The sequence below is a fragment of the Acinetobacter sp. ANC 5414 genome, from assembly GCF_013004295.1.
Classification (GTDB): Bacteria; Pseudomonadota; Gammaproteobacteria; order Pseudomonadales; family Moraxellaceae; genus Acinetobacter.
The window spans coordinates 38,949-52,362 of the sequence record NZ_JABERM010000011.1 but is presented as its reverse complement, the minus strand read 5'-3'; the positions used below and the strand labels follow the sequence as shown (position 1 = coordinate 52,362).

General features: G+C 42.8%; 13 protein-coding genes. 11 read left to right on the top strand and 2 right to left on the bottom strand.

All coding sequences use genetic code 11. The annotated features are described in order from the left end of the window. Window positions 1–117 precede the first annotated feature (117 nt). A complete protein-coding gene (locus HLH18_RS07815) occupies window positions 118–828 on the bottom strand; it encodes a TetR/AcrR family transcriptional regulator (protein ID WP_171546388.1) in 711 nt (236 codons plus the stop codon). Window positions 829–1,061: 233 nt separating this feature from the next. Here HLH18_RS07815 and HLH18_RS07810 point away from each other — a divergent pair, with 233 nt between their 5' ends. The 9 genes from HLH18_RS07810 (at window position 1,062) to HLH18_RS07770 (ending at window position 10,801) form a co-directional block, all read left to right on the top strand. After that, complete coding sequence (locus HLH18_RS07810; protein ID WP_171546387.1) at window positions 1,062–1,910, top strand: SDR family NAD(P)-dependent oxidoreductase; 849 nt, start codon at window positions 1,062–1,064, stop codon at window positions 1,908–1,910. Window positions 1,911–2,571: 661 nt separating this feature from the next. After that, window positions 2,572–4,053 (top strand): putative porin, encoded by a 1,482-nt coding sequence (locus HLH18_RS07805; RefSeq protein WP_171546386.1) that lies wholly within the window; start codon window positions 2,572–2,574, stop codon window positions 4,051–4,053. Window positions 4,054–4,077: 24 nt separating this feature from the next. Continuing rightward, entirely contained in the window at window positions 4,078–5,133 is a 1,056-nt protein-coding gene (locus HLH18_RS07800; protein WP_171546385.1) for an ABC transporter substrate-binding protein, read from the top strand. Window positions 5,134–5,148: 15 nt separating this feature from the next. Beyond that, window positions 5,149–6,399, top strand: a complete 1,251-nt coding sequence (locus HLH18_RS07795) for an MFS transporter (protein WP_171546384.1) — start codon at window positions 5,149–5,151, stop codon at window positions 6,397–6,399. After that, a complete protein-coding gene (locus HLH18_RS07790; protein ID WP_171546383.1) occupies window positions 6,396–7,238 on the top strand; it encodes an ABC transporter permease in 843 nt (280 codons plus the stop codon). The genes HLH18_RS07795 and HLH18_RS07790 overlap by 4 nt, the downstream gene beginning before the upstream one ends. Window positions 7,239–7,240: 2 nt before the next feature. After that, entirely contained in the window at window positions 7,241–8,053 is an 813-nt protein-coding gene (locus HLH18_RS07785) for an ABC transporter permease (RefSeq protein ID WP_171546382.1), read from the top strand. Window positions 8,054–8,064: 11 nt separating this feature from the next. Further along, window positions 8,065–9,093, top strand: a complete 1,029-nt coding sequence (locus tag HLH18_RS07780) for an ABC transporter substrate-binding protein (RefSeq protein WP_171546381.1) — start codon at window positions 8,065–8,067, stop codon at window positions 9,091–9,093. 21 nt (window positions 9,094–9,114) lie between these two features. After that, the gene (locus HLH18_RS07775; RefSeq protein ID WP_171546380.1) at window positions 9,115–9,948 is read left to right on the top strand and encodes an ABC transporter ATP-binding protein; all 834 of its coding nucleotides are present in this window, start codon (window positions 9,115–9,117) and stop codon (window positions 9,946–9,948) included. A gap of 22 nt (window positions 9,949–9,970) precedes the next feature. Further along, the gene (locus HLH18_RS07770; protein ID WP_171546379.1) at window positions 9,971–10,801 is read left to right on the top strand and encodes an ABC transporter permease; all 831 of its coding nucleotides are present in this window, start codon (window positions 9,971–9,973) and stop codon (window positions 10,799–10,801) included. 180 nt (window positions 10,802–10,981) lie between these two features. On the opposite strand, the gene HLH18_RS07765 is transcribed toward HLH18_RS07770, so the two are convergent. Then, window positions 10,982–12,079, bottom strand: a complete 1,098-nt coding sequence (locus tag HLH18_RS07765; RefSeq protein ID WP_171546378.1) for a sigma-54 interaction domain-containing protein — start codon at window positions 12,077–12,079, stop codon at window positions 10,982–10,984. A gap of 224 nt (window positions 12,080–12,303) precedes the next feature. Between HLH18_RS07765 and HLH18_RS07760 the strand changes: the two genes are divergently transcribed. Together HLH18_RS07760 and HLH18_RS07755 are read left to right on the top strand one after the other, a co-directional pair. After that, window positions 12,304–12,519, top strand: a complete 216-nt coding sequence (locus HLH18_RS07760; RefSeq protein ID WP_086193917.1) for a TOBE domain-containing protein — start codon at window positions 12,304–12,306, stop codon at window positions 12,517–12,519. Window positions 12,520–12,556: 37 nt separating this feature from the next. Next, window positions 12,557–13,378: an ABC transporter ATP-binding protein gene (locus HLH18_RS07755; protein ID WP_171546377.1), complete on the top strand. Its 822-nt coding sequence runs from the start codon at window positions 12,557–12,559 to the stop codon at window positions 13,376–13,378. Window positions 13,379–13,414: the final 36 nt, after the last annotated feature.

The window sequence follows — 13,414 nt, the reverse complement described above, 5'->3', positions numbered from 1 at the left end:
ATGCCAATTTTCGCAAAGAAATGTGACAATTCTTATACTGAAAAATAAACAATTTAAAATAAATCAGTCATCTAAATATAATGAATTCAACGCATTGGGTGAATTTTAACCTGAAGATTAAGATGAACTTTCTTTTTTCATTATTTTTTCTTTTTCTGAAAAAGTATCCAGCAACGATAGAAAAACAATACTGCAAGACGATAAAACCTCTTGCATCGACTGTTTAAAGCCACTGACCACCCAGCGAATGGCAATTTGAGTGACATAGCCATTTAGCCCAGTTGCAACTAAAGAAATTTCACGTTCAGAACGGTCAATATGCGGCATCATTAACATGACAAAGGCATGAATCATGCGGTCAAAACGTAACATGGTTTCATGAATGGTGGCTTGATTATGCAGCTCCTGAACCAGCATGGCATCGATATAAATAATCCGTGCCATACCTGGATTATCTTTTAATGTGGTGAGTAAGGCGGTTAAGCCTGATTCAATCATTTTGCGTGGGTCGGTCGAGGCCTGCATGATGGCTTGCATGACATTGTGCTGCAATTGATCGATCAATTTTAAAAAGATGGTTTGAAACAGTTCATCACTTTTCTTAAAAGATTCATAGAAGTAACGTTCGGTCAGTTTGGCTTCATTGCAAATATCTTTTACCGTCACCGCAAAAAAACCATGCGTGCCATAGGCTTCAATGCCTGCTTCAATCAGTTTTTCACGACGTGCCTGTTTACGCTCAGTTAAAGACAGGCCTTTAAATTGACGTTCTTTGCTTTTCGACGGCTTATTTTGTTGTTGTTCAAGATTTTCGTGTTGTTCAGTCATAAATATGGTGTGCCGAATTAAATCTAGGTTTTGCCCTATGTTAACAATAATTTATTCACAGACCTATGCTGAAAATGGCCAGATGGTCTTTGATCTTGCTATTGATCATATATTATATTGACAATGAGTATTGTCAAAATTATATTGGATGGATGAACTGCACCTCATCCCAACAGAAAAACAATCGAGATGTTTAGGTGAATGGTGCAGAAAAAATTGAATAAGGATGAGTCATGAAAAATTTTAAAAATAAAGTCGCAGCCATTACCGGTGCGGGTTCAGGTATTGGTCAGCAATTGGCTGTACTTTTGGCAAAGCAAGGTTGTCATTTGTCCTTAAGTGATGTGAATAAGCAAGGTTTGGAAAAGACAGTTGAATTGGTCAAAGAGAGTCATGTCCGGGTGACGACGAAAAAAGTCAATGTGGCCAAGCTTGAAGAAGTGCGTGACTGGGCCGCAGAAACCGTGAAGGATCATGGTTCAGTCAACATGATTTTTAACAATGCCGGTGTGGCATTAGGTTCAACCGTTGAAGGGGCAAGTTACGAAGAACTGGAATGGATTGTGAATATTAACTTCTGGGGTGTGGTCTATGGCACCAAAGAGTTTTTACCTTTAATCAAGAAATCGGGTGAAGGGCATATCATCAATATTTCCAGTCTGTTTGGTTTAACGGCTCAACCAACCCAGTCTGCCTATAACGCCACCAAATTTGCGGTACGTGGTTTTACTGAATCACTGCGTCAGGAACTGGACATGGAAAATTGTGGGGTAAGTGCGCTATGTGTCCACCCGGGCGGTATTCGTACCAATATTGCCAATGCGGCAAAAATGAATGACAGCATTCGAAGCTTAGGTATGCATCCAGAAAAATCGGCAAAATCCTTCAATAAATTATTACGTTGCCCACCAGAAGAAGCAGCACGTCAAATTATTGAAGCGGTGCAAAAAGATAAACGCCGTTTATTGATTGGTAATGATGCCAAAGCCATTGATTTGATGCAGCGCATTTTGCCGACTGGTTATCAGCGTGTTATGGCATTCGCTACAAAATTAGGCAATAAAAGCAAGAAATCTGCTTAAACCAAAAGCGCTTAAAAACCCGCAAATCGCGGGTTTTTTTATGCCTTAAAATTGCGGTATTTCGAATACTCAAAAAATTATTTTTCCTTAAGTTTTAGCTTATAAATTGAAGTTGGAGCGATGTTTAAAAAGCAGCCTTATATCTAAAAATAAGAAATAAAAATATAGAAACAAGCTGATTTGAAATAAGCACGTGTTGAAATATCAACACACATACCGCGTTAAAACCAACATGCCTGGTTGGAATAAAAACAATAAATTTAGTAAAAACAATAATTTATATGGTTGGCACGGTTGTTGCGAAATAACAGAAACTAAAACATGAAGAATAGGTCAAAACCTATGCGCAATTTAAATCATTTAAAAGTAAAACCACAGTGCTTGAGTATAGCCCACATGACTTCAGCTGATTTAGTGATGTGCATGACTATGTGTGGCTGTACCTACTGTCGCTAATAGAAATTGATTTAAAAAATGGCTGTTGGATGATCTGGACTATTGATCACGTGAATTATCCGAAGTTCGTTCAGAAAATAAAGAAAACTGAATAAGAGACAGGCCGCATAACCCATATTTCCCACGCACTACATTTACCCCCAAGTTCTTGGCTTGGGGTTGGGGCAGCTTTGCGCTTTGGGGCACAAAAAAGTGAAATGAGAGTATGAAAAAAACATCGTTAAACCTTGCAGTGACATTGATTTTATCTGCAAGCAGTCAATTGAGCTTTGCCAGTGACGCTGACTTACAACAGCAGCTGAGCAGCTTGAAACAACAAATTGAAACCCTGCAACAACGCTTAAATGCTGTTGAAGCACAACCCCAAGCCAAAGCTGCTGTTGTGGTACCCGTGAATGACAGCGTAGACAGTTATAGCAGTGAAGATACCGAGGGATCTGAACTGGCTGCTGGCCCAACACCGGCAACCTCCGATGACATTGAAGGTTTACGTGCCGATTTAGAAAACTATAAATATGACCAGTCTCGTCAGTACGAACGTCAAACGGTCAAGTCGACCCGCGATACAACTTTATTCGGTACGGTGCAACTGCGTGCCAATGTGCAGGACAATAACACTGCACCCAATACGCCTAAATCGAGCTTCGATGTGGGTACGGCATTGCTGGGTGTACGCGGTAATTTATTTAAAGATTATAACGAAGGCAAAAACCTCGATTATCAAGCATCGTTCGGTTATTCAAAACGTAATGATGGCAGCAATAATAGTAATTTTAACTTGCTCGATGCCTACCTGCGCTATCACGTATTGTCGACCAATGGTGGCGCAGAAATTCCACGCTTGAATTTAACCCTAGGTCAGCAATTACTGCCTTTTGGTCTGGATGTCCAGTCACCTGAAGATTTACGCCCCACCATCAGTACAGCAACCGCACCCACCTATCTAGGTTTATTTACCCGCCAAAACGGTTTGATTGTGCGTGGTGATGCCAAGCCTTTTGTGGACTATGGTGCGAACTACCGTGCCCCGTTGTTTGAATACGCGCTTGGTGTGACCAACGGCAATGGCAGCAACAAAACTGATGACAATAACGGCAAAGACTATATTGGCCGTGTGGCATTCACTTTGCCGGTGGACTATGCAAGTTGGTTACGTGAATTCAAAGTCGGTGCGTCTTATATCAAAGGCGAAGCAAAATTATCCGGCTCAGGTATTAGCGACAACAAAGCAAAACGTGATCGGCTGGGTTTCGATGTCTATTACAACCATGCACCTTTTGGGGTGACCTACGAATATCTACAAGGCAAAACCGATTATATCGACACGACTGTGCCTACCATAAAAGAAGCCAAGGCGGAGGGGCATACCTTTACCGCGTTCTATACCCTGGGTGACCAGTTCTACAACAGTATTAAATCCAATGCCAAATTTGACGATTTCTGGCCGAAATCGATTCAAGGTTACTACCGTTATGACAGCTATAACCCGAATAAAAATCAGCAAGATTATCTCGATAGCGCAAGTGGCCGTATAGGTGAATATGACATTCATTCACTTGGCCTAAACCTGTTTTTTGCCCAGACCACCAAATTCCAGTTGCAGCTCAATCACTACACTTACGACATTGAAGCCGCATCACAAAAAGACAGCAACGAATTGCAGGCGCAATTCCAATACACCTTTTAATTTTGATTGTTAAGGAACAGTTCGATGAAACTTTTTTCTAAAAAAATTGCGGCAACATTTTTAGCCCTCTCCGCATTCGGTTTAAGTTTACACATCCATGCAGCCAACCCAAAAGAAATCCGAATTTCTATGTCGGGTGCAGGTGAAGGCGGTAAGCCAAAAACAGGCAGTAGTTTTGTTGCTTCCGCGCATTTACGCGGTGTACTCGAGCAAGAATTTAAGAAAGATGGCATTGTCGTGAAATGGTTATTCTTCCCGGGTGCAGGCCCTGCAACTAATGAAGGTTTAGCCAACGGTAAAGTCGATTTTGCTTTACATGGTGATTTACCTTCATTGGTGGGTCGTTCTACTGGACTGAAAACCAAGGTTTTGTTTTCTACGGGACGTTTTGGTCCAACCTATGTGGTGATCCCTGCTGGATCAAATGCGAAGTCTTTTGCTGACCTCAAGGGTAAGAAGTTTTCAATCTTTAAAGGTACCAACCAACAAATCGTTTTTAATCGCGTGTTGGCTAAATATGGCTTTACCGAACGTGACCTACGGGTGATTTCACAAGATGGTTATTCTGCGCGTACATCTCTAGCAACAGGTGATATTGATGCCGCGATTACTTCACCCTTTAGTCTGGTTTCACGTGGAGTCGCAAAAACTTTAATTGAAATTAAAGACCCGAGAGTTGCCCCGATTGCACATTTTTGGGTAACCGAAAGTTTTGAAAAACAATATCCAGAAGTGACGCAACGTGTCGTCACGACACTGATCAAACAAGCAAAGTGGAGTTCAGAAGAAGCTAACCGTGTCACTCAATATAAGTTGTGGTCACAAAGCGGTATTCCACTGGTCGATTACCAAAAAACCTGGGATGGCTGGAACCTAAAAGATCGCAATACGCCATTACTGGATGAATTCCATCGTTCACAAATCGACAGTGCTTTAAAAATTGCCAAAGATGCGAAGTTAATCCGCCGCGATGTCGATACCAAAACCTGGTACGAACCAAAGTATTTAAACAATGCTTTAAAAGAACTGAATTTGCAGAACTATTGGCGCACCTTTAATGCCAATGGCCAGCCGAAATAATTCAGGAACATGGCTATGAATCCAATTGAAAGCAATGTTGTCACTACACCATTAACCGCAAAATTCATGAGCAGTTTTGTGCTGTTGACGATTATTGCCGGTTTAGGTGTGGGCGTTGCACGTATCCTGATTTCATTGTACGCCGTGCAACTTGAGGCGACTGAGTTTCAGTTGGGACTGATTGCGGCAGCGCAAAGTGCAGGTGTTTTGTTGATGGCACTGCCGATTGGGGTCATGGTGCAGCGTCTGGGTTCACTGAAAGTTTTTAGTCTGGGTAGTGTGATTGGTGCGGCTTTATATGCACTGACTCCGCTGCAAGAAAGTGCTTGGTACTTACTTATGCTGACTGCATTGGTGAGCTTTGTTTTACCGATGCGTTTTGTCTCGATCAATACGGTTTTTCTGAGCAATCTAAAACGCCTTGGGCCAGCCAAAGCAGGCTGGTTCCGTGGTTCGCACATGATGGGATTTTTCCTGATTGCCCCAGCTTTGACCGTATTGCTGATTCAGTATTTTGGTTATGGCGGCAGTTTTTACTGTGTAGCTGTGATGTTTCTGGCCACACTATTTTTTGCACCCTTTTGCTTTCAGCCGATTCATCAAACCGCAGCCAATGCACCGAGTTTTAAATTGCGTGATGTGGTGGCTCCATTGGCATTACTGAAAACCCATGCAGCTTTACGTGTAGTCTGCGCTTTAGAGTTTTTAAGCAGTATCGCAAATAATTATTTTGGCTTTTTTATTGTCGTCATCGCGATTCAAAGTTTCTCCATGTCGGAATCGGTCGCGGTGATGTTGCTCACCACCCAAGGCATTGTGTTTGTCGGCTCACTTTTCACACTGGGTGGCTTGGCTGAACTGATTGGCTATTCTAAATTTTACTGGATCGGACTGAGTTTAATTAGCAGTGCATTACTGATTTTGGCATTGACCCCGGTCACATTCTGGATGTGGCCGTCATCGCTGATGTTGGGACTGGGTTTGGGCATGTTGCATATTGCCAACTTTATGTCCTTTGCCAAAGTCGGCGAGCAAACCGCGATGGCAAAAATCTCACCGATTTTGGCTTTGGTCGGTCCGGCTGGTGGTTTGTTTGGTGGCTTTTTAGGCGCAGCCTTTGGCGCCAGCATCGGCTTACAAAATTTATTTTTCCCAATTGGTCTGGCATTTATCGGACTGATTTTATTGATCTCTCATGATCAGGCATTTATCTCTTTTTTAAAACCTGATGATTCACAACAACTCGCAGAAGGACAAGAACCATGAGCCTTACGAATGTAAGCACACATTCGGTACAGTGGCAAAGTTACCGGAGTACATTTGAATTTTTTAAGAAATACCTGAAAGTAACCTTGCAATTGGCTTGTGGTCTGCTGCTACCGGTGTTGTTTTTGGCGGTGTGGCATGTGGCAACCGTGCAGCAGTGGTTGCCAGAACAGATTTTGCCCGCGCCACAATTGGTGTGGAGTACCAGTGTTGAACTTTGGCAGTCCGGTGATTTGCAATTTCACTTTGCCACCAGCGCCAAACGTATTTTATGGAGTGTGTCTTTAGGTGTCAGCTTAGGCTTAAGCTTTGGGATCTGGTTTGCATTGTCACAACGCGCGCAGCGTTTTGTGTTACCGAGTATCAACTTACTGACCCAGTTTCCGATCATAGGCTGTATTCCACTGCTGATGATTTTCTTGGGCATTGATGAAGCCTTGAAGATTGTTGCGATCTCACTTACGGTAATTTCTCCAGTATTGATTGCGACCTTTAAAGGCATTCAACAAGTATCAAACCGTTTGCTAGAAGTAGCGCAAGTTTATCAATTCTCTAAATTTCAGACCTTTTCTAAAGTGATTCTGCCTGCCAGTCTGCCGGCCATTATTAGTGGTTTGCGTCAAGGCGTAATGCAGGCATGGTTAGCTTTGGTCTTTGTCGAACTACTGGCCAGTAGTGAAGGCATTGGCTTTCTGATGGTATGGGGACGTCAATTGATGCAGATGGATATTATTTTCATGAGCATCATTTTAATTGGCATCACGGGCTTTGTTTTAGACAGTGTATTGGCTGCCTTTGAACGCCTTGCTCGTTTTTACGCAACACGAGTAGGAGGCTAATCATGTCAGAACTCAGTCTTGCAAAATCAGTAATCAGCGTAAATCCAGGGGTGGAAAAAAGTATCAAAGTGCTGCAAGCCTTGATTTTACCTATCACTTTTATTGCACTTTGGGTGCTAGCATCGGCTTTACAGTGGCTCGATCCTAAATTGATTCCATCGCCACTCACGGTACTAATGGGTGCTATCCAGAGCTTTAGCCAAGCTGAATTTTGGCAAGGGTTTGCCGCCAGCCTGAGCCGTAATTTTGTCGGCTATGCGATTGGCGCCAGTCTAGGTGTTGCCTTTGGTGTAGCTTTAGGCACCACGCGCTGGATCAACTGGCTATTCGCACCCGGTTTTAATGTGTTACGTCAGGTTTCACTGTTTGCATGGTTGCCGTTGATCTCGACCTTTTTAGGCTATGGCAACGGCGCAAAAATCTTGTTTATTAGTCTTTCAGTATTTTATCCCGTCGCCTTGCATAGCCTTGAAGGCGTGAGCAGCATCAGTGCGAAATACAGCGAAGTCGCAAGAGTCTATCAATTTCCCAAACTCTACACCTACCGCAAGCTGATTTTACCGGCAGCCAGTCCACAGATTTCTGTCGGTCTGCAACTGGGTTTGATTTTTGCCTGGCTGGCAACCGTGGGTTCCGAATTTCTATTGGCAAATTATGGTGTTGGACTGGGTAATCTGGTCATTCGTGGTCGTGAGCAGTTTAATGTGTCTTTGATTATTTTAGGCATGTTGAGCATTGGCATGGTTGGAGTGATTTTAAACAGCATCCTAGCCCGTATAGAACGAAAAGTACTGCGCTGGCAGCAGCGTAGCTAGGAGAAATAACAATGAAAATACTTCCTAAATTTTGGCAAAAAGCGCTGCTCGGTGCAGTGATTGCAACCAGTGTGATTGCTGGTTGTAGCACACAACAGCTGGAAAAAAATCCTGCCGCAGCAGTCACGCATTTACGTTATCAAAGTTATCCCGGTCTGGTGTCCTTGCCTGAGCTGGCACAAGACTTGGGTTATCTGGGTAAAATTAAACTGGATTATGTGGGTACGGTGCAAGGTGGCCCACAGGATTTACTAACCCTGGTTTCAGGCGATGTCGATTTTGCCTCTGCCTTTAATGGCGCCGTGGTGAAAGTGATTGCAGCGGGACTGGATGTCGTGCCAGTTGTTGCATCCTACGGTAGCGATACGGAAATGAACGTGGGTTTCTATGTACTGGAAAATAGTCCGATTCGTAGCGCACGTGATTTTATTGGTAAAAAAGTCGCGGTGAATGCCTTTGGCGCACATTATGAGTTTGTCATCAAAGATTACTTATTACGTCATGGTTTAACTGAAAAAGAAATTCGTGATGTGGAGCTGATTGTCTTGCCGCCGGTCAGTACCGAACAAGCGCTGCGAAATGGTCAAATTGATATTGCGGTGTTCTCAGGCATTTTAGAAAAACGCGCATTAAAGAGTGGTGGTGTGCGCCCGATCTTTAAAGACATTGAGTTATACGGTCCATTTACCGCGGGCAGTTATGCGATGCGTAAGGACTTTATTACAGAGCATCGTGATGCAGCAAAAACCTTTGTGAGCGGTGTCGCACGTGCGCAAGAGTGGTTGCATCACACTCCGAAAGAGCAAATTGTGACGCGTATGGAAAGCATTATTGATAAACGTCAGCGCAACGAAACTAAAGTCCTGATTCCGTATTACACCGGAACAGGGGTAAAAGCGGTGGGTGGGGTACAAAAAGACCAAGACTTCGCGCCGTGGGTCAAAGCGTTGGTAAAAGAGCAAAAATTAAAACCGCATCAGCTGAATGTCAGCACGCTGTACAGCAATGAATTTAATCCTTATGCAGCACAAAAAAATTAAGCTTAGAAAAGGAATACAATAATGACCAGTGCCTTAAATTTAGATCATGTGCGTAAGGTTTTTCCTGCGCAAAATCATCCTCATAGCAAAAATTATAAACCTGAATTCATCGCGGTTGAAAATGTCACTTTAGATATCCAACACGGTGAATTTGTTTCCATTGTTGGACCAAGTGGTTGCGGTAAATCGACTTTACTTGACCTGATTGCGGGCTTAACCAAACCCTCTTCGGGGCAAATTTTACTCAGTGGTAAGCAAATTACCCAGCCGGGTTTGGATCGTGGCATTGTATTTCAGCAATATGCGCTTTATCCATGGCTGACTGCTTTGGAAAATATTGAATTTGGCCTGGAAGCCAAAGGTGTAGACAAGAAAACCCGTCGTGAAAAAGCTCAGTATTATTTGCAACTGGTAGGACTTTCAGGTTTTGAAAAGCATTATCCCAATGAACTGTCAGGGGGGATGAAACAGCGTGTTGCCATTGCCCGTAGCTTGGCTTATGAACCTGAAATTTTACTGATGGATGAACCCTTTGCCGCATTGGATGCGCAGACCCGTGAAACCTTGCAAGAAGAGCTGATTAAAATCTGGCAAAGCTCGAAAAAAACCATTGTTTTTATCACCCATAGTATTGATGAAGCAATTTTCCTCAGCCAGCGTGTGGCGATTATGACCTCCAGGCCAGGGCGAATTAAGGAAGTCATCGACATTCCAGCCAGCCTGAAAGCCAAAGCTGAGGACATTCGCTCCACGGCGGAATACGGCAAAATTCGTCATCAAATCTGGTCGCTTTTAAGCGAAGAAGTGATTAAGGCGCAAGCACTCGAAAAAGACAAACAGCTTGCACACGCATAAATAAAATTGAGGATTATTCATCATGTCATCGACTCAACAGGTTATCGTACATAGCGAAACCTATAGCGCGGCAAAACCGCGACTACAACTCACGTGGCTCAACACCATTTTTAAACGCAGTATTGCCATCATTTTATTTTTATTACTTTGGGAAAGTTTGCCACGCTTAGGTGTGGTCAGTCCCGCATTTTTACCGCCGTTGTCGGTCGTCCTGGATACGGCATGGCAGCTCTATCAAAGTGGTCAATTGGGTACGCATTTCTTTGCCAGTATTCAACGTTCCATTATCGGCTTTGTCCTGGCCTTAGCGATTGCCATTCCATTAGGGCTGGTGATTGGTTGGTACAAACTGGTTGCAGAAACTTTAAACCCATTGTTGGAACTGTTTCGTAACACCACTGCGCTCGCATTAATGCCGCTATTCATTTTATTTTTAGGTATTGGTGAAGCCTCAAAAATTAGTTTGCTGGTTTATGCGTGCACCTGGCCGATTCTGTTAAATACCATTACCGGGGTACAAACGGTTGATCCGCTACTGATTAAATCAGCGCGTACCATGGGTTTAAAACCCTATCAATTGTTCCGTAAAGTGATTTTGCCGGCATCGGTGCCGACCATTTTTGTCGGCATCCGCTTGGCTGGAGCGATCTCGATCCTGGCGCTGGTGGCGGTTGAGATGTTCGGTGCCAAAGCAGGTCTGGGTTACCTGATTATGTATTCACAATTTAGTTTTGAAATTCCACAAATGTTTGTCGGGATTTTAGTGATTACCTTGGTCGGCCTATCGTTTAATTATATTCTGATTGGTTTGGAAAAATACTTTACTGCCTGGAAACGTAATCCCTCAGAATGATATAAAAATGTAAAAAAGCAGTGTTGATTCACTGCTTTTTTATGTTTGCTAAAATAATAAGTATGTAAGTTTTAAAATAAATAAAATATTGATTTTTTAGTTTAAATTAAAATAAAACTCTAAAATAAATTATGTATTTTTTAATATAGTGTCTGATTTATTTTTAAAAAATACATTTAATTATAATAATGCATATTTCATTAAACGCGTGCGAATCACATTGCGTGTCACGCCAAGCAAGCGTGCAGTATACACCTGATTGTATTCGCAGTAAGCATAGGCACTACGAATAAACTGTTCTTCAATCAGTTCATTGATATTCAGTTGTGGCAATTGCTGCGAGGCTTGAAACAAATGTTGAAAGGTGGATTGCAATAATTTTTCAGCATCGGCATTGGCTAAAATTTCTGGTAGTGCAGATAGGTCTAAATCGTTTTGCTGTGTACTTGGATTTTGTCCTTTGCTGCGGCTATGCAGAAGGTTTGAGAAGCGAATATCATCTGGTTCAATCACACCATTCTGACTGACTAAAACCGCATGATGAATGGTGTTTTCCAGTTCACGAATATTACCGGGCCAGCGGTGCTGATGTAACTTTTTTAGCGCTAAAGGCGAGATGCGTAAAGGGGTGGCATGGGGATTGGTTTGATAGCGTTCCACAAAGAATTTTGCCAGCGGTAAAATGTCGTCACGACGCTCTGCAAGTCTTGGAATTCGTAGTAAAGCTACGTATAAGCGGTAAAATAAATCCTCACGGAATTTACCTTCCAGTACGGCTTTTTCAAGGTCGATATTGGTCGCTGCAATAATCCGTACATTAATCCGAATCGGCTTGAGCGAGCCGACCCGGACAATCTCGCGTTCCTGTAAAATGCGCAGTAATTTCACCTGCATCGGCAGCGATAAATCACCAATTTCATCTAAGAACAATGTGCCATTGTGCGCTGCTTCAAACCAGCCAATGCGCTGATTGATTGCACCGGTAAAGGCACCTTTTTCGTGACCGAATAACTCGCTTTCTGCTAAAGATTCGGTTAAGGCGCCGCAATTGACCGCAATAAAAGGGCCTTTGGCACGGTGACTCAAGGCGTGAATTTGTCTGGCCACCAATTCCTTACCCGTACCGGTTTCGCCAATAATCAAGGCATTGGCATCGCTTGGCGCAATTTGTTCAATGCGCTCCAGTAACGCCTTTGATAGAGGATCTTCAAAGACGGTCGCTCGGGCGCGTTCGTAGCGAACCGTCTGACTGACGCTAGGATGCGTTAATATAGACATATGATTTGCTTCATTATAAAAATTGAACTCATCATGAAATATTTAATATCGAAAAATAAATAATAAAACGATATTTAATTATCTGTTTTGCTGCATAAATACTTTTTGATAAATATATCTGTTAAACAGATAAATAAAGCATGCATAACTAAATATTAAATCGAGATAAATGATCAGCTAAAAATATTTTATATTAAGTAAATCATAAACACAGAGTAATTATAATGACAATCACAGCTGTTAACGTACGTAATCAATTTAAAGGCGTTATTCAAGAAGTATTAGAAGGTGACGTTGTTTCAGAAATCAATGTGGAAACCAAAGCAGGTCTGTTCACTTCAATTATTAGTACCCGTTCAGTCAAAGATCTTGATCTTAAAGTGGGTTCTGAAGTGGTGGTATTGATCAAATCGACGGAAGTGTCCTTGGCGAAGCTGTAATTCGCCATGACCTCAAGCTTTACAGGAGAATTGAGTTATGACACAGCAAGCAACAGGCCATATATCTATTCAGCAACTGAGTAAAACCTATCCAACGCAAAATAATGACAAACTTACTGTACTGGACGATATTAATTTAGATATCCAGCCGGGAGAATTTATCAGTATTGTCGGCAGCAGTGGTTGTGGTAAATCCACACTATTACGCTTATTGGTTGGACTGGAAAACAGCTATCAAGGTCAGATCCAGGTGGATGGCAAAAAGATTTTTGGCACCAGTTTAAACCGCGGGATCGTATTTCAGGACCATCGTCTTTTTCCGTGGTTAAGCGTGCGTGAAAATGTGCGTATTGCACTGCATCAAAGTAAGCTGACCCGTGCTGAAGAAGACAAGCTGATTGATGAACATCTGCAACTGGTTAATCTGACCAGTTTTGCCAATGCCTATCCATCGCAGCTTTCAGGCGGGATGAACCAGCGCGTGGCGATTGCCCGCAGTTTGGTGAATCGTCCGGAAATCTTGTTTCTGGATGAACCATTTGGCGCACTGGATGCCTTAACCCGTCAGAACCTGCAAGATGAATTGCAGCGGATTTGGCAGGCAGAAAAAATCACCATGGTAATTGTGACCCATGATGTGGAAGAAGCGGTATTTCTAGGTGATCGCGTGGTGGTGATGCAGCCGCATCCGGGTCGAATTAAACGCATTGTGGATGTGCCCGTTGTGCATCCACGCAAACGTGAAGATGTGCGTTTGCACAATATTAAAAATGATATTTTGCTCGATTTTAGTGACCCATTCAAAGATCAACTCCACAGTAAGCCAGCGAAGTTTTCCGATTACCAGTTTGCCTGGTAGTCACATTTTTGTTTGATCCAAAAGCCTGCGTAAAGC

Coding starts and splice junctions, on each gene's coding strand:
- HLH18_RS07815 (WP_171546388.1), bottom strand. CDS start 828: ATGACTGAACAACACGAAAATCTTGAACAACAACAAAATAAGCCGTCG.
- HLH18_RS07810 (WP_171546387.1), top strand. CDS start 1,062: ATGAAAAATTTTAAAAATAAAGTCGCAGCCATTACCGGTGCGGGTTCA.
- HLH18_RS07805 (WP_171546386.1), top strand. CDS start 2,572: ATGAAAAAAACATCGTTAAACCTTGCAGTGACATTGATTTTATCTGCA.
- HLH18_RS07800 (WP_171546385.1), top strand. CDS start 4,078: ATGAAACTTTTTTCTAAAAAAATTGCGGCAACATTTTTAGCCCTCTCC.
- HLH18_RS07795 (WP_171546384.1), top strand. CDS start 5,149: ATGAATCCAATTGAAAGCAATGTTGTCACTACACCATTAACCGCAAAA.
- HLH18_RS07790 (WP_171546383.1), top strand. CDS start 6,396: ATGAGCCTTACGAATGTAAGCACACATTCGGTACAGTGGCAAAGTTAC.
- HLH18_RS07785 (WP_171546382.1), top strand. CDS start 7,241: ATGTCAGAACTCAGTCTTGCAAAATCAGTAATCAGCGTAAATCCAGGG.
- HLH18_RS07780 (WP_171546381.1), top strand. CDS start 8,065: ATGAAAATACTTCCTAAATTTTGGCAAAAAGCGCTGCTCGGTGCAGTG.
- HLH18_RS07775 (WP_171546380.1), top strand. CDS start 9,115: ATGACCAGTGCCTTAAATTTAGATCATGTGCGTAAGGTTTTTCCTGCG.
- HLH18_RS07770 (WP_171546379.1), top strand. CDS start 9,971: ATGTCATCGACTCAACAGGTTATCGTACATAGCGAAACCTATAGCGCG.
- HLH18_RS07765 (WP_171546378.1), bottom strand. CDS start 12,079: ATGTCTATATTAACGCATCCTAGCGTCAGTCAGACGGTTCGCTACGAA.
- HLH18_RS07760 (WP_086193917.1), top strand. CDS start 12,304: ATGACAATCACAGCTGTTAACGTACGTAATCAATTTAAAGGCGTTATT.
- HLH18_RS07755 (WP_171546377.1), top strand. CDS start 12,557: ATGACACAGCAAGCAACAGGCCATATATCTATTCAGCAACTGAGTAAA.